The following is a 22,683-nucleotide window of genomic DNA, read 5'->3' on the forward strand; positions in this document are numbered from 1 at the left end:
GTTTCGGGTTTAAAGTTTCGGGTTTAAAGTTGTTAAACTCAAAACATAGTAGTTAGTTGTAATCTATTAAAAAAATTAAGGTTCAAAATTTCACACTCGAAACTTTAAACCTTAACTGATTTATCTCATTCCTTTCATGCCGCCCATCATGCGCATCAAGTTTTTACCGCCACCGCCTTGCATCATTTTCATCATTTTGCTCATTTGATCAAACTGCTTCAGCAATTGGTTTACTTGTTCTATTTTAGTCCCTGATCCTTTGGCAATACGGGTTTTTCGCTTCATATCGATTATAGCCGGTTTGCTTCTCTCTTTAGGTGTCATAGAATGGATAATGGCTTCAATGTGTTTGAAAGCATCGTCTTCAATTTCAACATCTTTTAAGGCTTTTCCGGCACCGGGTATCATGCCGACTAAATCTTTCATGTTACCCATTTTTTTCACCTGCTGGATTTGCACCAAGAAATCGTCAAAACCAAATTCGTTTTTAGCAATTTTCTTTTGCAACTTTCTGGCTTCTTCTTCATCGTATTGCTCCTGCGCTCTTTCTACCAAGGAAACAACATCTCCCATCCCTAAAATACGATCGGCCATACGAGAAGGATAGAAAACATCAATAGCTTCCATTTTTTCACCGGTACCGATAAATTTAATCGGCTTGTTGACCACCGATTTGATAGAGATGGCCGCTCCTCCACGAGTGTCACCGTCTAATTTGGTTAAAATAACACCATCAAAATCCAATCGATCATTGAACGCTTTAGCTGTATTTACGGCATCTTGACCGGTCATGGAATCGACCACGAACAAAGTTTCATGTGGTTTGATAGCCGCATGCACATTGGCAATTTCGTTCATCATTTCTTCGTCGATGGCCAAACGACCCGCGGTATCCACGATAACGACATTGTACCCTTTGGATTTGGCATACTGAACGGCGTTTTGTGCAATTTGAACCGCATTTTTGTTGTCCGGCTCTGAATAGACTTCCACACCAATTTGATCTCCAACCACATGCAATTGGTTAATTGCCGCAGGGCGGTAGATATCACAAGCCACTAAAAGTGGTTTTTTTCCTTTTTTTGTTTTAAGATAGTTCGCTAACTTCCCGGAAAAAGTGGTTTTACCGGAACCTTGCAAACCCGACATTAATATTATCGATGGAGTTCCTGATAAATTGATTCCGGTTGCATCGCCACCCATCAATTCGGTTAACTCGTCTTTAACGATTTTTACCATTAACTGACCCGGTTGCAAAGTAGTCAATACATTTTCACCTATGGCTTTGTCTTTAACTCTAGTGGTAAAATCTTTGGCAATTTTAAAATTCACGTCGGCATCCAACAAGGCGCGACGCACTTCTTTCAGGGTTTCTGCAACATTGACTTCCGTGATTTTCCCATGCCCTTTCAGGATGTGTAATGCTTTATCTAATTTATCACTTAAATTATTGAACATAATGGTATGCTTTGATTTTTATGAAGTGCAAATTTAAGGATTTGATTCCGAACTTCTATCACTATAGAAACAAAAAAACCATCCTTTTTGAGGATGGCTTCTGCAGTATTTAAAAAGAATTCGAAGTCTAATTTTTGGTAAAGACTAAAGTATCTGTTCCCCCGTTACCACCACTAACGTCAATTAATGAAATGGTTGTATCAGAGTAAGAGACAATATCCCAGTCGTCTGTTAGGTCGGCAAAATTAGCCGGAGCGGTAAACCCGATATTGAAATCCAAATCATTACTCGGACTGTCATCATTGGAATCGTCGTTAATCACAGACCAAGTTCCTGTTACTGTGTTAGATCCATTTGTAGCGGTTAAAACGCCTCCGTTACCAAAGGTAAAATTATAGCCGGTAAAATGGTTGGTTTCATCAGTTCCTGAATCAACATAGCTGGTTACTCTCCAAGTACCTTGAGAAGCCGCGTTAATTACCGGCGTAGGATCTTGGGCTGAGGAAGAATTATCATCAGAGCTGCACATTGATGCCACATTTAGCATAAAAAGGCAAAATAGCATTGGGATTAAAAATAATTTTTTCATGTTTAGTTTTAGTTAAAGTTAGTATTCCATTTTAAAAATTGTATCATAAAAATGATTACTGAAAAAATGAGTATCCAAATTATCAATTGGTTGATAAGGTAGTTAGGCTTAATTTTTTCTTGCGGAGTTATTAGGTGATTGATTTGTGGGGCGTTTTCTAAAAATTTTCTGTGAAAGAATTTCATGTAAAACTATATTTAACGCTTTAATTTTTTTTGAATGTCAGGTAATCAGTACCATCACTATGTTGCTTCTTTAATCGAATGCTGGTTTGATTATACTCTATAACTTTCCAATCGGTTTCTATATACTCTAATTGAGAGCCGTCAAAATCAAGACTCAACTTTTGATAGCTGCCGTCATCTTGTATATCCCAATCGCCGTTAATCGTAACAGCATTTCTAATAGCAGTTACGGTTTCATTGCTATTAAAATCAAAATCAAAACCTTCATAATGATAAGTCTCATCTTCTTCATCATAATAGCAATATTGAATGTACCATGTCCCTGAAGTTAAAATAGAAGTCAATGTAGAACTTCCCGAACCTCCTGAATTATCATCATCACAATCGTCTATGGCTTCATCTATGAAATTCTCTAATTCACTATTAGAATTAATTGTCACGGTTTGTCCATATGAATCAACCGCTGAAATAGGGTAATTAATGGCCACAAAAGTATTGCTGTTCAAGTTGTTCAAGAAATTAAACAACCCGCTGTTTCCTGTTATGGTTACTGTATTAGCCAATTGATTGTTACTATCGTAAACATTCATCACTATGGGATAAATCAAACTGATACAATCAATTTCATCAAAACCGTCGTCTTCAGTACAATCATCAAGCACATCATCCAAGTCATCTGCTTCATCTAAAACCTGAGTTTGAAAATTTTGAAAACGAATGGTAATAGGGTAAACAAAATTAACAATATCATCATCGTCTGAATAAGCATCAATAGCGTCTTGAACCACTTGATAATCGGACTCGTCAGTAACTGTAATTTGATCACCGTTCACAATAACTGTTACGGGCAATTGGACACTGAAACAACTTGTATTATCCAAAACATTGTCTAAAGAAGTCGGATTTTGCGAAGTTCTGATTAACAATCCGGCTATGGGAGAGTTTTTATCAAAACTTTGTGTATTATCCTGAACAACTGTTTCTTCCTCTTTTTGACAACTGCCCAAAGAGAACAATAAAATTACCAGGACTGATCTTAAAAAAACATTCATAATTGTTGTTGATTAATCTGACTTTGAAAGTAAAACATCAGATTTCAAAAATACCCTACTTTAGTCAAAAAAAATAATTATTTTTACCCAAGCACAAGTTAAGTCTATTTATGTCAACAGAGGAAATTTCAGGTATTTGCAAAGAAGCCGTTTTTTCGACCTTTTTTAAAAGCCACGCCAAAGCGCTGAGAAATTATTTATTCTACAAGTTTGGTAATGAAGACCAAGCCGAAGACATTACGCAAGATGCCTTTATTAAATTATGGCAAAATTGTGCTGATGTCCCTTTGGAGAAGGCTAAATCTTATGTTTACACTATAGCCAACAACGCCTCTTTGAATGTAATCGCCCATCAAAAAGTGGTGTTGAATTATGCCAAAAACTCGGGTAAAAGCGAGCTGACGAATGAAAACCCGGAGTTTATTTTAGAGGAAGACCAATTTAAGCTTAAGTTAAACAAAGCCATACAAAACCTTAACGAAACTCAAAGAGTGGCATTTTTAATGCACCGTATAGATGGAAAAAAATATGCCGAAATTGCGGCAGAACTTGAAATATCGGTAAAAGCTGTTGAGAAAAGAATCCATTTGGCTTTGGTTGAATTGCGAAAGGAATTTGACCACTTCAAGTAGGGTTTGACAAAATCAATATGTTTTAGTACTGAAATGCTATAAGATCATGGAAGAAAATTACCCATTAGCAAAATGGCTCAGCGGAGAAATGACCGAGGCGGAATTAAAAGAATTCCAAGCTCATCCTGACTTTGCCATTTACGAAAAGATAAAAAAATACTCTGCAGCCTTAGAAGCTCCGGCTTTTGATGACACTAAAGTATTGACTGGTATTTTAAATACACCAAAGAAAGCTGTAAAAACAATTTCACTTACCCAACATTGGCTGTTTAAAGTAGCCGCTGTATTAGTAATTGGCTTAGGGGTATTTTTTACTTTTAAAAACTTTTCTGCAGCTACAGAGTATGCCGAAAACGGCAATCAAAAAAACTTCTTCCTACCGGATAACTCTGAAGTTGTCCTAAACTCCGGTTCTGAAATTCAGTACAAAAAATGGAATTGGGACAATAACAGAACACTGGAACTCGAAGGTGAAGCTTATTTTAAAGTAGCCAAAGGCAAAAAATTCGAAGTCAATACCGCCTTAGGCAAAGTAACCGTTTTAGGAACACAATTTAACGTAAAGCAACGTGACAATCGTTTTGATGTGACTTGCTATGAAGGAAGAGTTAAAGTTAACTATAATCAAACACAAATGATTATCACCAAAGGAATGAGTGTTGCCTTTGAAGATGGAAAAATGATGACACTCCCACAAATTACAGCTCAAAATCCGGAATGGATGGCACATGAATTGTCCTTTTACCAAGAGGATTTAAAAGCTATAGTGGGCGAAATAGAAAGACATTTTAATGTAACTTTGGAGCTGAAAAACAATGCCAACACCCAATTGTTTACCGGCGTTATTCCTGCCAAAGACATCAATGTTTCCTTGGAGATATTAGCCACAACCTATCATTTAAAATTAACCAAAGTCGATAAAAATAAATACATTTTAGAAAGCTTGGATGCTCTATAAAAGAAGCATTTTTTTACTACTCTTTTGTCTCTTTTCTTTGTTGGGTTTGGCTCAAAAAGACAGGAAAGAGATTCCATTGAAAAATATTTTAGGCATTATCAGCAAACAACACCAAGTTCGCTTTAGCTATATTGAAGACGAAATTGTGGTATATGCCTTAACACCACCCGAGAAAAATTGGTCTCTTGAGGAAAAAATCAACTACCTCAAAAGCATAACCAAATTGCAATTCAAACGCATCAGCGAAAAGTACTTTACCATTTATGACGACAAAAAAGTCGACAAACCTTTGTGCGGATTTCTGTTAGATGCCGAAACCGGAAAAGGAATTGAAAATGCTATTATTACAATAGACAAGGCTGATTTTTCTGCTTTTACGGATGCCAACGGTCATTTTAACATCCCGAAAATATCGTCAGATCTCATACGAATTCAACACCAAGGCTACCAAACTTTCTCAATCAACCCCGAAGATTTGAATGTTCCTGATTGCCCTAAATTTAAATTGCAACCCATTTTGCAAAGTTTGGATGAAGTAGTAACCCAACGCTACCTGACCACAGGAATCAGTAAAAAAAATGACGGTACTATAGTCATAAAACCGAAAAAATTCGGACTATTACCCGGATTAATCGAACCCGATGTTTTACAAACCATGCAACAAGTTCCGGGCATTATCAGTATTGATGAAACCATCTCCAACATTAATGTACGTGGTGGCACACATGATCAAAACTTATTTTTGTGGAACGGCATTCGCATGTTTCAAACCGGGCATTTCTTCGGACTAATTTCTGCTTTCAATCCGTCTTTAGCTCAAAATATCACCATCAGCAAAAACGGAAGCTCTGCTTTTTTCGGAGAAAGTGTGTCGAGTTTGGTCGATATTTCTTCCCAAACCAACAACACCGAGAACACTAATGCCAGTTTGAGTTCCAATATGATCAGTGCCGAATTTTACTCGAAAATTAAAATCTCTGACAACTCTAATTTTACCTTTTCAGCCAGACGATCACTGACTGATGTTTTGGAATCGCCTACCTATAACAATTACAGCAATCGGATTTTTCAAAATACAGTCATCACCGATTTGAGTACCAATGCCATGGTAGGTTATAAAAGCAATGTTGATTTCTATTTTTATGACATTACAGCCCAATTTGAACAAAAAATCGGAAATAAGCACCAGTTCAACATAGATGTAATTGCTATTGAAAACACCTTGCAATTTGATCAATCAACCGCAACTTTAAACAAAAACAGTGCTTTGGAGCAAGAAAGTTTTGGAGGCAGCTTGCATTGGAAAACCACTTGGAATACCAATCACACTACAGAATTTAAAGGCTATTTTTCGGCATACGACTTAAACTCATCCAATCAAACCTTAGAGAGCAATCAAACGTTGTCTCAAAAAAACAAAGTGCTCGATTATGGGTTTCAAATTAGAAATTCCAACCGTTTATCAGACCTTTTAACACTCAATTCAGGTTACCAACTTAACGAAATCGGAGTTACTAATTTTGATGAAATCAATTTGCCTTTATTCTCCCGAACCATCACTAATGTTCTCATCTCTCATGTGGGAATTGTTGAAGGTATGTATGAAACCGCTAATAAAAAAACCTTTATTCGAGCCGGTCTTAGAGCCAACTATTTCGACAAGTTCGGTTTGTTTTTAGCCGAGCCGAGAATGCAGTTTAACCAAGCTTTGAGCAACCATTGGCGATTGGAAGTTTTAGGTGAACAAAAGAGCCAAACACTTTCTCAAATCATCGATTTACAACAAGATTTTTTAGGCGTAGAAAAGCGCCGTTGGACTTTAGCCAACAATGAAAACATTCCGATTCAAAAGAGCAATCAATTGTCAATAGGACTAAGTTATAAAAAAAATAACTGGTTGATTACCTTAGAAAATTTCTATAAAAAAATCACCGGAATCACCAGTAGCAGTCAAGGTTTTATGAACCAATTTGAATTGGAAAGAGCCGTTGGAGATTATCAAGTTTTGGGAAGCGAATTTTTAATTCAAAAATCATTCAATCGTTTTTACACTTGGTTAAGTTATGCTTACAACGATAACAAATACGATTTTAAAACGCTCAGCAGTACAACTTTCCCTAACAATTTCGAGGTGACTCATGCTGTTTCCTGGGCCGGAATTTATGAGTGGAAAAAAATAAAACTGGCTTTAGGAGCCAAATGGCATACCGGCAGACCTATTACCACACCTATTAACTTTACGGTTACCGAAGCCAATCCGAATATAATTTACAATACGCCGAATAATGAAAAATTAAAAGACTATTTTCAAGTTAATTTTTCTGCTTCTAAAGAATGGCGTTTGGGTGACAAAACCAGTTTGCTGACTTCAGCATCGATTTTGAATTTGTTAAACACCCAAAACAGCATCAACCGATTTTATCGGGTAAATTCTAATGACAATACCATTGAAAGTGTTGATACTTTTTCATTAGAACTCACTCCTAATTTGAATGTTAAATTGATGTTTTAAAAAAAGCGACTGTATAAACAATCGCTTTATTTTATAATTTCTGAAAAGTTAGATAATCTATCGTTCCTGTAGCTAAATTTTCATCTTTTAACCGCAATTTTGTTGGTGTGCTTTCAATGATATACCAATCATCCGATATGTTAGTAAATCGTGGTTCTACACTCGTTAAAGCCAAATTGACTACTAACTCCGGTTCGCCTTCAAAACCTTCATCTATAACACCCCAACTACCTGCTACCGGTGTAGTTCCGGTATTGGTTAGCGAAACGGTAATGGCATCAAAATCAAACACCACTCCTTCATAATCGGCTGTTTTTGTAGTGTTTTGATAGGTAAACTGTGTTACCTTCCATGATCCGGAAGACATCCTATCAATTACTTTAGCTTCATTTAATAAAGGAATTTCAACAGATTCATCGCAAGACGAAAAAACCAACGTTAAAACCAGAAAAAAAGTAAATTTTAATTTCATAATTCAATATATTACATACGTTGTGGAACTTCTATTCCCAATAATTTAAAGGCCAATTGTATAGTATCGCCCACTTTTTGAGAAAGTTGGACTCTGAAAATTTTGGTAGGCAGATGTTCTTCTCCCAATATTGAAACGGATTGGTAGAATGAATTGTATTCCTTAACCAAATCATAAGTATAGTTGGCAATTAAGGCCGGACTGTGATTATGAGCCGCATGCTGAATGATTTCCGGAAACAATTCCAATTGCTTGAGTAATTCTTTCTCTTTTTCATGCAAAGTAATCTCCGTAATATTTTGCTCCAAACTGAAATCGGTTTTTCTCAAAATCGATTGGATACGAGCATAAGTGTATTGAATAAACGGACCTGTATTTCCAGCAAAATCAACTGACTCTTCAGGATTAAAGAGTATTTGTTTTTTCGGATCAACTTTTAGAATATAGTACTTTAAGGCACCTAAACCAATCGTTTTGAAAAGTTTGGCTTTGTCTTCCTCACTGTAGCCTTCTAATTTTCCCAGTTCGGTGGCGATTTTACCGGCAGTTTCAGTCATTTCCGTCATTAAATCATCGGCATCTACAACAGTTCCTTCACGAGATTTCATTTTACCCGAAGGCAACTCAACCATACCATAAGATAAATGATACAAACTTTCAGCCCAATCAAAACCGAGTTTCTTCAAGATTAAAAATAACACTTTAAAGTGGTAATCTTGCTCGTTCCCCACGGTATAAACCATTCCGCCTACATCCGGAAAATCTTTAACACGTTGGATGGCCGTTCCGATATCTTGTGTCATGTAAACCGCTGTCCCATCCGAACGCAATACAATTTTCCGATCTAAACCTTCAGCAGTCAAATCAATCCAAACCGAACCGTCAGGATCTTTCTCAAATATGCCTTTTTCCAAACCAAATTGCACTACTTCTTTGCCTAACAAATAAGTATTGCTCTCGTAATAATAGCTATCGAAGTCAACCCCTAAGTTAGTATAGGTTTCTGCAAAACCGTCATAAACCCATTGGTTCATTTTTTGCCATAGTGCCACTACCTCAGCATCGCCGGCTTCCCATTTTCGGAGCATTTCTTGGGCTTCTAAGATAATCGGCGCTTGTTTTTTAGCGTCTTCTTCTGCTAAACCATTGGCCGTTAACGCTTGGATTTGAGATTTGTATTCTTGGTCGAATTTCACATAGAAATTCCCAACCAACTTATCGCCTTTCAAACCGGTTGATTCGGGCGTTTGACCAGCACCGAATTTTTGCCAAGCCAACATCGATTTACAGATGTGAATACCACGATCATTGATAATTTGTGTTTTATAAACTTTCTTGCCGGAGGCTTTGATAATCTCGGCAACCGAATAACCCAACAAGTTATTTCTCACATGACCCAAATGCAATGGTTTATTGGTATTAGGCGAAGAATATTCAACCATTACAGCCTTATCTTCAGCTGAAGGAGAAACAAAACCAAAAGTACTGTTATGCTTAATTTCGTTGAAAAAGTGCAAATAATATTGGTCTGCAACCACTATATTCAAGAAACCGGAAACCACATTGAATCGGACAACTTCAGCTGCATTTGCTACCAAATATTCCCCGATTTTAGTTCCTATTTCTACCGGATTCCCTTTGATCTGTTTCAACAAAGGAAAAATGACCATAGTGATATCACCTTCAAATTCTTTCCTTGTCAATTGAAATTCTACCCTATCGGTTGTAATTCCGAAAAGTTGTTGAACAGCAGTTTCAATATGACCGGTTAAAATTTGAGAAAGCTTCATAGTATTTCGTTTTAGGTTGGCAAAGATAAACATTAGAAAATAATTTTTCAGGCATTGGTTTAAATATAAAACAGTAAGCTAAAAAACATCTTTTTGTAAGTATTATCGTTTATTAATTAACTATTTTGTGCATTTCATCGATTTTTTTTGCATTTAAACGATAATATATTCAATATTTGTTGTGTCAAAATCCCAAGTCATGAAAAAACTAATACTCTTAACCGTAATCTTATTTACAGCCGTTGGTTTCTCACAACCAATAAATGTAAGTACTACCAACTACACTGTTCCTCAGTTGGTAAACGATGTCTTAATCAACACTTCATGTGTTAATGCAACCAATGTTACCTGGAGCACCGGTAGCAATTATGGTTCAACAAACGGAATTGGATTTTTCCAAAATACCAATCCTAATTTCCCAATGCAAAGCGGAGTTATATTAAGTACCGGAAATGTTGCTAACGCACCGGGACCTAATAGCACTTTACTCAGTGATGGTAATGCCGCTTGGCCTGGAGATTCAGATTTAGAGAATACACTTGCTGCGGCCGGAGTTAGCTTAGTATCTAAGAACGCCACCGTGTTAGAATTTGATTTCGTTCCAAATTCATCTTTCTTTAGCTTCGATTTTATTTTTGCTTCAGAAGAGTACGGAAACTTTCAATGTCAGTTTTCTGATGCTTTTGCTTTTTTGCTAACCAATACTTCTACAGGTGTTACCACAAACTTAGCCTTGGTTCCTAATACCAATTTGCCGATTTCTGTAGTAACCATCAGAGACTATTTATACAACTCTTCTTGTCCATCTGCAAATGCTCAATTTTTCGGATCATACAATGGAGGTTCGCAAGCTGCTACATCTGCTACAAACTTCAATGGTCAAACAACCGTTATGACAGCAGCATCGACTTTAGTTCCCGGTGTTCAATACCATATCAAATTGGTTATAGCCGATCGTTTAGATCCGCAATCTGATTCGGCCATCTTCATTTCAGCTAACAGTTTGAATATCGGTCAAGATGTTTTAGGACAGGATTTAACAGTAGCCAATAATGCAGCTTTGTGTCATGGTGCAACCCACACAATCAACACCGGATTAAACCCGTCTAACTTTACTTTTCAATGGAAAAAAAACAATGTGATTTTAACCAACGAAACAGGACCTAGTTTGGTTGTTAACCAACCGGGCACTTACACCGTAATCTATACTAATATCTTGAGTCCTTGTTCTCCAACAACCAATAATGTTGTTATTGAATATTTTCCTCAAATTAACGCTCAAAACCCTATCAATATTTACAAATGTGATAACGGTAGCGCAACTTATTCATACAATTTAGATTTAAACACTCCAATAGTTAAAACAGGTTTAAACCCAAACACTTTAGTGACTTATCATGCTACTCAAGCTGATGCAGATAACAATGCCAATCCATTGCCTTTGAATTATACTGCTGCACCCGGACAAACTGTTTATGTTAGAGTACAAATGCCGAACACACCTTGTTATGTAGTAAAGTCTTTCCAACTTTTAACAACTCCCGGACCGGTTGCTAACCAAGCGCCAAACTTAACATCTTGTGCGAGAAGTTTAACATTAAACAATGCTTTCTTCAACCTTAACGATCAAACTCCTATTGTGTTGAATGGGCAACCAACTTCTATTTATTCAGTTTCATACTATAATTCTGAAAACAACGCCAATAACGGAACTAATCCTATTTCAGGAAACTTGAGTACGGCAATCTTATCGAATGCAACTATATACGTTAGAGTACAAAACATTACTGACCCGACTTGTTTTTCAATCTCAAGTTTTACAGTTACTATTTTACCTGTACCAACAGTTGATGTACTTGAACCTGTAGTAGTTTGTGATTTTTATGAATTACCTCCGTTAACCAACGGAAACTACTTTACCGAGTTAAATGGTGAAGGAACTATGTTGAGCGCGGGAGATATCATTGTTGAAACCACAACTTTGTACATCTTCAACCAACCAAATGGTCCCGGTACTTGTGCAGCTAACAGTGTATTCCGAATCACTATTGTTGACCCTAACACTTTATCGCCAAACAGCGTTACCAGTTGTGGAAGTTATACTTTGCCTCAACCTCAATATGGTAAATACTTCTCTCAACCGGGTGGTCAAGGTGCTGAAATTCCGGCAGGTACTGTAATTAATGCTACGCAAACTGTTTACTTTTATTTTACAACAGAAATCGAACCGTTTTGTGTAGTGGATACTGATTTTACAGTGACTATTATTCCTTCAGTGGAAGTAGGAACCAGAACTGATATATTCGAATGTACTTCTTATACTTTACCGGAACTATCTGTTGGTAATTACTACACACAACCGGGAGGAAACGGCACAGAAATCCCTGCGGGTACTGTAATTACGTCTAACCAAACGGTATATGTTTACGCAACAACAGGCGGAACATCTCCATGTACAGATGAAGACAGCTTTGAAGTTTTCATTGGTATTAACCAACCGGCTGATATCAGTCAGTGTAACGGTTATACTTTACCGGCTTTACCGGTTGGAAATTACTTTACTGCCCCGATGGGTGGCGGACAAATGATTCCGGCAGGAACCGTAATTAACAATAGTGCTACTATTTATATTTTTGCACAAGTAAGCAGCGACAGTGCCAACTGTACGGATAACTTATCATTCAACATCAGCATTGCTCAACCACCGGTTGATGAATTAGAAGATGTAACAGTATGTGAAACGTATACTTTACCGGCATTAATCAACGGTGACTACTATACCGGATCAGGAGGAACAGGAACCATGCTAAGCGCAGGAGATGTTATTACCGCTTCACAAACTTTGTATGTTTTTAAAAGATTAAACGCTACTTGTTTCAATCAATCGAGCTTTGATATCACTATCAACCCGCTACCTATAATTGATTCAAGATCAGATATCGATATTTGCGACCAGTATGTATTAACTCAATTACAATATGGTAATTATTACACCGGCCCTGGCGGAACAGGTACTCTATTACCGGCAGGAAGTGTAATTACTTCTTCTCAAAGAATTTACATCTTTGCCATTTCTAACACAACGCCTGCATGTACCAATGAAAACAGTTTTCAAGTTAACATATTCTCAACTACGGCAGACAGTTCAGCTAATATAACAGCGTGTGATGCTTACACTTTGCCATCATTATCTGCCGATAACAATTATTATACGCAACCGGGCGGACCTTACGGTAACGGAACTCTAATTAACGCCGGAACAGTAATTACAACCTCGCAAACCATTTATATCTATAAAGAATCGTTGATTCGTACATCATTCTCTTGCTCTGACGAAAGCTCATTTACAGTAACCATCAACCAAACTCCGGTTATCCCGGCCGTATTGGATGTAGCAGCTTGTAATTCATATACATTACGCCCGTTAATCGTTGGAAACTACTTTACAGGGCCAAACGGAACAGGTACTATGTTACAAGCCGGAGATGAAGTAACCACTAGTCAAACCTTATACGTTTATGCACATACCAACACCACTCCGGATTGTTCTAGTGAAACCAGCTTCAATATTACCATCTTTAACGTTGATAATGTGCCTAATGTAACGATTTGTCATAGCTACACTTTGCCGGCATTGACTATTGGAAATTACTTTACAGGACCAAATGGTACAGGTACTCAATTAACTGCCGGTGCTACAATTTTAGCCACACAAACTATATATGTATATGCAGTATCGCCTTTCTTACCAAGATGTTCTGACGAAAGTTCATTTACAGTAACTATTATTGATACTCCGGTAGCCAACCCAACTCCGGTAGCTTTGAGAACTGTTTGTGATGAAGACGGAACCAATGATGGTGTAACCAGCTTTGATTTAACCAGCTTGTCAGCAACCATTTTGGGTGCTCAAACCGGAAATGAATTTACCATTGCCTATTATGAAACTGCCGCTGATGCTGCAGACCAAGTTAATGCAATAACTTCATCTACCTTAACCAATTTGTTTGTTCGTGTTACTAATACTTTAACCGATAGTTGTTTCGACATCAAACCGATCAGTATCATAGTAAATCGTTTGCCGGAACCATCACCGGTTGGAGGCATCATTTGCTTTGACTTAGAAACTCAAACCTTATTAAATCCATACACCATGTACAGCGGTTTGTCTTCAACAACACACACTTTTGTATGGACTAATGAAGCCGGGAATACAGTTGGAACAGCAGCTAATTACACTGCCATTGTACCCGGAACCTACACCTTAGTGGCTACGAGCAGAGCTACAGGTTGTGCTTCAGAACCGGTTAATGTAGTGGTTTCTCCATCTGAACCTGCTGAGATAACTTATACAGTTGATGATGAGTTCCAAGACATGCAATCTATCACCGTTAACGCTACAGGTGCAGGTGATTACGAATACCAATTGGACAACGGAAACTTCCAAGATAGTCCGGTATTTGAAGATGTAACTTCAGGTATGCACTTGATTACTGTAAGAGATAAAAACGGTTGTGGAGTAGTTTCTATACCGGCTGTTGTGATCAACTATCCTAAATATTTTACCCCTAACGGAGATGGTTATCACGATACTTGGAACATCAAAGACTTAAGAAACCAAGCGAGTGCGGTTGTAACCATTTATGACCGCTACGGTAAAGTACTAACCCAAATCAAACCTAACGGAAACGGTTGGGATGGAACTTACAACGGTAACATGATGCCTTCAGATGATTACTGGTTCAGTGTAACATATACTGATGAAAACCAAGTGAACCAAGAATTCAGATCGCACTTCGCCATGAAGCGATAATTATAAAACCCCATTAACCTACTAAAAACTCTCAAAAATTTTTGAGAGTTTTTTTTATTTCTATTGTAACAAATCAGTTTTTTAAGAGTCTACTTACTCGAATTAAATTAACAACTGTTGAAGTTTAGGGGAATTCAAATTCACTTCAACAAAAATCATCAAACAAAAACGAAAATGAGATTAAAATTATTGTTACTGTTATTAGTAAGTAACTGCACTATTTTAATAGCGCAAACCAATGGTAATCCCGGAGTAATTAACGGAAAAGTAATCGACAAAAACACCAAACAACCCATTCCTTATGTGAACATTTCCGTAATGGAAGATGCTAAATTAATCACCGGTGGTATTACGCAAGAAAACGGAAATTTTACTATCAAAGGATTGGCTCTGAAAAAATACACTATTGAAGTCCAATTTATCGGATACAAAAAACTAACACAAGAAGTTGCATTGTCTGAAAACAATAAAACAGTCAATTTAAACACTATAGTTCTGGAAGAAGAAGCCGTTCAATTGGCCGGTGTAGAAATAGTGAAAGAGCGTTCCACCATAGAACAAAAAATCGACCGTAAAGTGGTAAACGTTGGCAAAGACCTTATCGCTTCCGGAAATACAGCTTCTGAAATTTTGAATAATGTCCCGACAGTTAGTGTAGACCCGCAAACTAAAGAGCTAAGTTTAAGAGGGAATTCGAACGTTAGAGTTTTAATTGACGGAAAGCCTTCTAACATTGATGCAGCTCAGCTGTTACAACAAATTCCTTCTTCCTCTATCAAACAGATTGAATTGATTACCAATCCGTCAGCCAAATACAACCCTGAAGGCATGAGCGGTATTATCAATATTATCTTGCACAAAAACTCGCAAGAAGGTTTCAATGGGAGTATCAACTCGGGCGTTACGTTTGGCATCACTCCGAAAACCAATTCGGCTTTAAACCTAAACTATAAAGTAGGCAAAGTAAATTTCTACACCAACTATGGTTTGAACCACGGTAAAAACGCCAACGAAGGTTACATCAACAGTTACCGCCCTTTGTTTGAGAACAAGCAAGAATTTGGAGGCGACAACCTGAACACTTCACACCTGGTAAAGTTGGGTATGGATTATTACATCGATGAAAAAAACACCATTTCATTTTACACCAATCAAAACTTAGTTAACGGCAGTGGCGACGGATATACCAATATCAACTACAGCAGTCTTTTGCTGAGAGATTCTCAACAATTGTCGGATTCTGAAACAGACAATTACACTCAAACTTACGATTTGGCCTATAAACACGACTTTGATAAAAAAGGCGAAACTTTAGATTTTCAAGCCAACTTTTCTAACACCAACAGCCCGGAAAACTCCGATTATATCTTCAATCAAGTCAATCCAAACTCAACGCGAGTGACCACTAATGATATTGAAAGAGATACCGATTACCTTCAAATCAATTTAGATTACGTGAACCCGTTATCTGAAACGGTTAAATTGGAAGTGGGTGCCGAAACCCGTATCCAAAAAATCACCAACAACTTTGACGAAACCATCAGCGAGCCTTCGGAATCCTATAATCGTGTAGGAAACTCCAATTTTGTTTTCACCCGAAACATTCACTCTTTTTATACTAATATCGGAAAGCAGTGGAAAAAATGGAGTGTACAAGCCGGTGTTCGTTTAGAACAATACGAAATCGACGGCGACTTCGAGAATGTAGTATCTTCCACTACTCCATCGGAAAACATCAATGACCAAAGTACGATTGAAGACGATATTTTTGCAATTTATCCTTCATTGTTTTTCAATTACAAAGCGTCTGATAAAGACTCGTTTAACTTTAACTTTTCGCGTCGTGTTGACCGACCAAGTATCGGACAAATCAGTCCTATCCGCGAATGGACTACCCCTTTAGTAGAATCCAGAGGAAATCCGGCTTTGGAACCGCAATTCACCAACTCGTTTGAGGTTAACTATACCCGTACTACCAAAATCGGTTCGGTAACGGCCGGTGTTTTCTACCGTCAAATCAATGATGAAATCGGAAGAGTGATTTACAAAAACCCGGACAATGTGAACCAAGACATCATCTCTTATGACAACTTTGACGACAACAATACAGTTGGTACCGAAATCTCGGCCAATTTAAAACTAGCCACTTGGTGGTCTGTAAATGCAAGCAGTGATGCGTATTTCAGAACGGTAAAAGGAACCGTACAAAATGCCAATACTCAGGAACAAGAAAGAGCAGAAGCCGATGTTGTAGCCTTCAATATTCGCATGAATCACAACTTTGTAGCCACCAAAAAATTGCGTTTCAACTTATTCGCCATGTACCGTGGTAGAGATTTAGGCCTTCAGTTTGAAAGAGAGCCAATGTATCGCATGGATATCGGCTCTACTTACACTATTTTAAAAGGAAAAGGAAGTATTACAGCGCGTTTTAACGACGTTTTTGAAACCATGAACTTCGCCTTCGATGGTAATATTCCGTACCGTCAGACCGGCGCTTTCTATTGGGAAAGTCAAACCTTTTATGTTGGATTCAACTATATGTTTGGCGGCGGCAAAAACAGCGCTATGCAACGCAAACAAAGAGATCAAAATGAAACCCAAGGCAGTGGTGGCCTTTTATAAACACCGCAAATAAATTATAGATTAGTTGTTACAAAAAAAGCCGAACAAAAAATGTTTGGCTTTTTTTATAATTAAACTGTATTTCTTACCATTTAATAATAGCACTTGCCCAAGTAAAACCACTACCGAAAGCGGCTAACACTACCGTATCGCCTTCTTTAATTTTACCTTGTTCCCAAGCTTCGGTCAAAGCAATCGGAATAGATGCTGCCGTGGTATTACCATACTTTTGAATGTTATTGAAAACCTGATCATCCGTCAATTTAAACTTTTGTTGAATGAACTGTGAGATTCTTAAATTCGCCTGATGCGGAATCAACATATCAATATCTGACACCTGCAAATTATTGGCTTGTAAACCTTCGTTAATGACTTCACTAAAACGAACCACCGCATTTTTAAATACAAATTGTCCGTTCATATAAGGGAAATAACTCTCGTCCTCCGGATTGTTTTCGGCAATAATATCCGTAACCCAACGCTTGCCCATACCCGGAGCAATCACAGTTAACTCTTCGGCATGTTGTCCTTCGGAATGCAAATGAGTGGATAAAATGCCTTTAGTCAAATCTTCCTCTCTGCTCAAAATAGCGGCTCCTGCCCCATCTCCAAAAATCACTGAAACACCTCTACCACGAGTAGTCATGTCTAACCCTGTAGAATGCAACTCAGAACCGATAATCAAAATGTTTTTATACATACCGGTTTTAATGTATTGATCAGCCACAGAAAGTGCATATACAAATCCGGAACATTGATTTCTGATATCCAAAGCACCAACAGTTCTCAACCCTAAATCGCGTTGCACCAAAACACCTGGACCCGGAAAATAGTAATCCGGACTCAATGTGGCGAAAATGACAAAATCGATGTCGTTCTTATCAATTTTAGCTCTTTCTATCGCTACTTTGGCTGCCTTTACACCCATAGAAGTTGTGGTATCTTCACCTCTAATAACATGTCTTCTTTCTTGAATGCCGGTTCGCTCCTGAATCCATTCATCATTGGTATCCATTATTTTGGATAAATCATCATTGGTAACAACATTATCCGGAACGTAAAAACCTAAACCTGTGATTTTTGAGTGGTACATATCTTTCGTTATTTAATAAAATCAGAACCGCAAATTTAAGAATCTTATAATTCTAATTACCATTTTTGGATTCTAATTTAGATATTGACAAAAAACAACCACGATGAAAAGTCGGCTACAACGCTAACTTTAACAAAATCTTCCCATTTTTTGTAACCGAAATACCGTAAATTCGACCTACTTTAAAACAATCATAAACTTCAAGCATATGAAATTACGCTTTACTTTTCTGTTCTTACTCGGATTAGGATTTTCTGCATTGGCCCAAGAAAACCTGACCTTTCAAAAACCCTCAGCCGAAATTTTAGCTTTAGCCGATTATGAACGAGCACCGTCGGTAAGCATGGATTCTAAAAAAGAATACATGCTGCTAAGCTATCGCAATACCTATAAAACGTTAGACGATTTAAATCAGGAAGAAATGCGTTTGGGCGGTTTGCGCATCAATCCTATCACGAATATTTCGAGTACTGTAACTTATGTCAATAATTTGAAGTTGCGAAAAGTCAGCGATAAAGTCGAAACACAAGTGGCAGGCTTACCGCAAAATGCCCGAATCACTAACATTTCTTGGTCGCAAAACGAGAAGAAAATCGGTTTTACCAATACCACAAATACCGGTGTAGAACTTTGGGTAATTGATGTGGCCACGGCAACTGCTAAAAAAATTACCGAAGCCAACCTCAACGCCAATTTGGGCAGTCCGTACAGCTGGATGAAAGACAACGAAACGCTTTTGGTGAAAATGTTACCGAAAAACCGTCCGGCGCTAATAGACAGCAAAAAAGATTTACCGAAAGGACCAACAGTTTCCACCAGTGACGGTTCGAAATCACAAAACAGAACCTATCAGGATTTGTTGAAAAACAAAACCGACGAAGCCAATTTTGATGCGTTAGTGACTTCCGAATTATACAAAGTTTCCCTGTCGGGAAAAGCTGAGTTATTCAAAGGTGCTGATATTTACGCAGGAGAAAGTTTCTCGCCTGACGGGAATTATTTGATGCTAACCACCATCCAAAAACCTTATTCTTATATCGTTCCTTTGAGCCGTTTTCCCCAAAAATCGGTTGTTTACGACTTGAACGGAAAAGAAATTAAAGTGGTCAACGAAGTGCCGCTAACAGAAGTAATGCCCAAAGGGTTTTCCTCTGTTAGAAAAGGCAAAAGAAGCATGAATTGGAGAGCTGATAAACCGGCAACCCTTACTTATGTAGTAGCCTTAGACGAAGGTGACCAAGCCCAAAAAGTGGATTTCAGAGATGAAATTTTCACTTGGGATGCGCCATTCAACGCCGAAGCCCAATCGGTTTTAAAAACACAACAACGTTTCAGCGGCATTATGTGGGGCAACGAAACTACTGCTATTGCTTATGATGATTGGTACGATACCCGAAACCAAAAAGTGTATTTGTTCAACCCTTCCAATCCGAAACAAGCGCCTAAAGTAATTTGGGACCGAAATTCCCAAGACATTTACAGCGATCCGGGAAATTTTGAAACCAAAAAAAACCAATACAACCGTTATGTTTTGGCCATCGAAAATAACAATGCTTACTTAATTGGTGACGGATTTACCAAAGAAGGTCAGTTTCCTTTTATAGACGAATTCAATTTGACTACACTTAAAACCAAACGATTGTACACTTCGAAAATGAAAGACAAAAAAGAAGATTTACAATCGATAGAAGATTTCAAAAAAGGCGATGTTTTGGTTCAAATCCAATCGAAAAACGACTTCCCGAATTATTACTTCCGCAACATCAAATCGGGTAAACTGACGCCGATTACCAGTTTCAAAAACCCGTTTGAAAGCATTAAAAACGTTTACAAAGAAGTGATTAAATACAAGAGAAAAGACGGTGTGGAATTGTCGGGAACGCTCTATTTACCGGCCGATTACGACAGAACTAAAAAAACCGAAAAGTTACCGTTGTTGATTTGGGCTTATCCTGAAGAATTCAAGGACAAAAACAGCGCCGGACAAAGCAATAAAAACCCTAATGAATTTACGTTCCCGAATTACGGTTCATTCATTTATTGGGTTACTAAAGGTTATGCCGTATTGGACGATGCTTCATTCCCTATCATAGGCGAAGGCAAAACCGAACCTAACGACACCTTTATGCCTCAGCTGATTGCCAATGCTGAAGCTGCCATTGATGCCGTGAATGGCTTAGGTTACATCAACCGCAAAAAAGTGGCCATCGGCGGGCATTCATACGGAGCTTTTATGACCGCTAATTTGCTAACACACTCTAATTTATTTGCTTGCGGTATCGCCCGAAGCGGCGCTTACAACAGAACGTTAACGCCTTTTGGTTTCCAAAGTGAACAACGCAATTACTGGGACGTTCCTGAAATTTACAACGGCATGTCGCCTTTCATGAACGCCGATAAAATGAAAACGCCGCTATTATTAGTTCACGGTGATGCCGACAACAACCCTGGAACGTTTACCTTACAATCGGAGCGTTATTTCCAAGCCTTGAAAAATTTGGGCGCACCGGTAAGATTGGTTTTATTGCCTAAGGAAAGTCACGGCTACGCTGCCAAAGACAATATTTTACACCTGCTTTGGGAACAAGACCAATTCTTGGAAAAATATTTGAAAAACTAAACCGTCAACAATATTTTCAGAAAACCTCAAGGTGAAAGCTTTGAGGTTTTTTTGTGACAACATATTCATTTTTTTTGAAAAAAAATTATTATTTATTGTTTATCAATAAATTTTTATTATTTTTGAACCGTAATTCAAAATCTAAAAAAAATGGAAATCAGAATCACTACTAAAACGATACTCCAAGTATTGCATATATTATCTTGGATTATTTTTATCGGTTTGTGCGTTGAAGCCGGTAGCTTTTTGTTTAATGCTATATTCACTGTAGCTTTCAATCCGTTAGCTGCCGATTATTTCAAACTGACGGAACTGTACCAATACGACTACGGCTTTTTCTTAACCCAACTCTGTTTAGGCTTTATAGTTGCCATTCTGAAAGCCTTATTATTCTACTTGATTGTAAAAATACTACACGATAAGAAGCTCGATTTCTCTAAACCTTTCAGCCAAGCACTTGTTAAGTTTGTTTCTAACCTAGCCTATCTGACAATTTTCATTAGTTTTTTCTCCAATTGGGGCGCTAATTACGCCAAATGGTTAGCTGCAAAAGGCATTAATATGCCGGACATCGCGGATTTAAATTTAGACGGAGCCGATATTTGGCTATTTATGGGTGTGGTACTTTTGGTCATTGCTCAAATATTTAAAAAAGGTGTTGAAATGCAAACCGAAAACGAACTAACCATCTGAGTTATGCCTATAATTGTTAATGTAGATGTCATGATGGCCAAACGAAAAATGTCGTTGAACGAGCTGTCGGAGAAAGTCGATTTAACCCTATCGAATCTTTCTATTTTAAAAACCGGCAAAGCCAAAGCCATTCGGTTCAGTACACTCGAAGCCATTTGCAAAGCTTTGGATTGTCAACCGGGCGATATTTTAGAATATGTAGCCGAAGAAAAATAATAGGCGTTTTTAAGAAGTAATAGCCAGATAAACAACAGTTCCCGACGAAAACAAATCCGTACTATCGAAGAAGATTTTCTGTCCATCGATTTCCGCTTCTACCAAATAATGACTGCCTTTATAGTAGCATTGAGTAACTGTAGCCGGTAAATCCGATTGAGAAACCACATGTAATTGGTGAGGATAAACATAACGTTTGTTTCCGTTTATTTCGATTTCATTCACATCTCCGAAAAGCGAAGCGATGTATTTACTGTTTGGATTTCGATATAAATTTTCAGGCGAATCAGAAGCGATAATCTGCCCGTTCTGCATCACCAAAACTTCATCAGCAAACGATAACACATCAGAGCTATCATGTGTGGCGACTATACTAGTAATTTGTTTTTCTTTGAGATAAGCAAACAATTTTCGACGCAAACTGTTCTTTCTGAAATTATCAATATGGCTGAACGGTTCGTCTAACAACAATACTTCGGGTTCCAAAGCCAATACACGAGCCAAAGCCACGCGTTGCATTTGACCGCCGCTTAAATATTTGGCTTTCGTAGTAGCAAATTCGGTCATTTCGACAATCTCTAACAATTCGGCTACACGAGCTTGTTTGGCATCGGCATAAATGTTCGACAAGTATTTCCCAACGTTTTCTGCTACGGTGATAAAAGGCATCAAATCAAAATCTTGGGCCAAGTATTTCATGTATTCCATGCCGGGAATTAAATGATATTTCGGTCCGAGTACTTCATTATCGTTCCAAAAAATTTGCCCTTCGTCTAAGTCATACAAACCATAAACGAGTTTGAGCAACGTACTTTTACCGCAACCGCTTTCGCCTATAACAGCAAGATTTTTACCTTTCTCCAACTGAAAAGAAAGATTGCTGATGGTGGTTTGGTCTAAATAGGCAAAGGAAATATCTTGGACTTGTAGCATGTTGATTTTCTGAAAGGCAAACTTACGAACTTTATTAAAAAG

General features: G+C 37.8%; 15 protein-coding genes. 8 read left to right on the forward strand and 7 right to left on the reverse strand.

What is annotated here, in order from left to right; translation table 11 throughout:
• Nucleotides 1-120: 120 nt before the first annotated feature.
• The 3 genes from ffh to ACJG85_RS12740 form a co-directional block, all read right to left on the reverse strand.
• Nucleotides 121-1,458 (reverse strand): signal recognition particle protein, encoded by a 1,338-nt coding sequence (ffh, locus tag ACJG85_RS12730; protein WP_409679786.1) that lies wholly within the window; start codon nt 1,456-1,458, stop codon nt 121-123.
• A 127-nt stretch (nt 1,459-1,585) separates the two neighbouring features.
• Nucleotides 1,586-2,047 carry a hypothetical protein gene (locus ACJG85_RS12735; RefSeq protein ID WP_409679783.1) on the reverse strand — a complete coding sequence of 154 codons (462 nt, stop codon included), beginning with the start codon at nt 2,045-2,047 and terminating at the stop codon, nt 1,586-1,588.
• A gap of 205 nt (nt 2,048-2,252) precedes the next feature.
• Nucleotides 2,253-3,284: a hypothetical protein gene (locus tag ACJG85_RS12740; protein WP_412476587.1), complete on the reverse strand. Its 1,032-nt coding sequence runs from the start codon at nt 3,282-3,284 to the stop codon at nt 2,253-2,255.
• Between the two features lie 110 nt (nt 3,285-3,394).
• On the opposite strand from ACJG85_RS12740, the gene ACJG85_RS12745 reads away from it, so the two are divergent.
• The 3 genes from ACJG85_RS12745 to ACJG85_RS12755 are packed head-to-tail and all read left to right on the forward strand — an operon-like array spanning nt 3,395 to nt 7,386.
• Entirely contained in the window at nt 3,395-3,916 is a 522-nt protein-coding gene (locus ACJG85_RS12745; protein ID WP_412464466.1) for an RNA polymerase sigma factor, read from the forward strand.
• A 46-nt stretch (nt 3,917-3,962) separates the two neighbouring features.
• A complete protein-coding gene (locus ACJG85_RS12750) occupies nt 3,963-4,874 on the forward strand; it encodes a FecR family protein (protein ID WP_412476588.1) in 912 nt (303 codons plus the stop codon).
• Nucleotides 4,864-7,386: a TonB-dependent receptor gene (locus ACJG85_RS12755; protein ID WP_412476589.1), complete on the forward strand. Its 2,523-nt coding sequence runs from the start codon at nt 4,864-4,866 to the stop codon at nt 7,384-7,386. The genes ACJG85_RS12750 and ACJG85_RS12755 overlap by 11 nt, the downstream gene beginning before the upstream one ends.
• Nucleotides 7,387-7,417: 31 nt before the next feature.
• Here the strand turns inward: ACJG85_RS12755 and ACJG85_RS12760 are convergent, their stop codons facing one another.
• Together ACJG85_RS12760 and argS are read right to left on the reverse strand one after the other, a co-directional pair.
• Nucleotides 7,418-7,858 carry a hypothetical protein gene (locus ACJG85_RS12760; RefSeq protein WP_412476590.1) on the reverse strand — a complete coding sequence of 147 codons (441 nt, stop codon included), beginning with the start codon at nt 7,856-7,858 and terminating at the stop codon, nt 7,418-7,420.
• 11 nt (nt 7,859-7,869) lie between these two features.
• A complete protein-coding gene (argS, locus tag ACJG85_RS12765) occupies nt 7,870-9,648 on the reverse strand; it encodes an arginine--tRNA ligase (protein ID WP_412476591.1) in 1,779 nt (592 codons plus the stop codon).
• A gap of 199 nt (nt 9,649-9,847) precedes the next feature.
• Here argS and ACJG85_RS12770 point away from each other — a divergent pair, with 199 nt between their 5' ends.
• Nucleotides 9,848-14,461, forward strand: coding sequence for a T9SS type B sorting domain-containing protein (locus ACJG85_RS12770; protein ID WP_412464471.1), 4,614 nt, complete (start codon nt 9,848-9,850; stop codon nt 14,459-14,461).
• A gap of 174 nt (nt 14,462-14,635) precedes the next feature.
• The gene (locus ACJG85_RS12775; protein ID WP_412476592.1) at nt 14,636-17,086 is read left to right on the forward strand and encodes a TonB-dependent receptor domain-containing protein; all 2,451 of its coding nucleotides are present in this window, start codon (nt 14,636-14,638) and stop codon (nt 17,084-17,086) included.
• An 85-nt stretch (nt 17,087-17,171) separates the two neighbouring features.
• Here ACJG85_RS12775 and ACJG85_RS12780 read toward each other — a convergent pair whose 3' ends face one another.
• Nucleotides 17,172-18,179 carry a 3-oxoacyl-ACP synthase III family protein gene (locus tag ACJG85_RS12780; protein ID WP_409679755.1) on the reverse strand — a complete coding sequence of 336 codons (1,008 nt, stop codon included), beginning with the start codon at nt 18,177-18,179 and terminating at the stop codon, nt 17,172-17,174.
• A 208-nt stretch (nt 18,180-18,387) separates the two neighbouring features.
• Here ACJG85_RS12780 and ACJG85_RS12785 point away from each other — a divergent pair, with 208 nt between their 5' ends.
• From ACJG85_RS12785 to ACJG85_RS12795, 3 genes are all read left to right on the forward strand, one after another.
• On the forward strand, nt 18,388-20,799 hold the full coding sequence (locus ACJG85_RS12785) for a prolyl oligopeptidase family serine peptidase (RefSeq protein WP_412476593.1): 2,412 nt from the start codon (nt 18,388-18,390) through the stop codon (nt 20,797-20,799).
• A gap of 150 nt (nt 20,800-20,949) precedes the next feature.
• Nucleotides 20,950-21,492, forward strand: a complete 543-nt coding sequence (locus ACJG85_RS12790; RefSeq protein WP_409679748.1) for a DUF2975 domain-containing protein — start codon at nt 20,950-20,952, stop codon at nt 21,490-21,492.
• A 3-nt stretch (nt 21,493-21,495) separates the two neighbouring features.
• A complete protein-coding gene (locus ACJG85_RS12795; RefSeq protein WP_290873159.1) occupies nt 21,496-21,708 on the forward strand; it encodes a helix-turn-helix domain-containing protein in 213 nt (70 codons plus the stop codon).
• Between the two features lie 9 nt (nt 21,709-21,717).
• Here ACJG85_RS12795 and ACJG85_RS12800 read toward each other — a convergent pair whose 3' ends face one another.
• Nucleotides 21,718-22,641 (reverse strand): ABC transporter ATP-binding protein, encoded by a 924-nt coding sequence (locus ACJG85_RS12800; protein WP_412476594.1) that lies wholly within the window; start codon nt 22,639-22,641, stop codon nt 21,718-21,720.
• Nucleotides 22,642-22,683 lie beyond the last annotated feature (42 nt).

This window comes from Flavobacterium mekongense (genome assembly GCF_047038255.1).
Classification (GTDB): domain Bacteria; phylum Bacteroidota; class Bacteroidia; order Flavobacteriales; family Flavobacteriaceae; genus Flavobacterium; species Flavobacterium mekongense.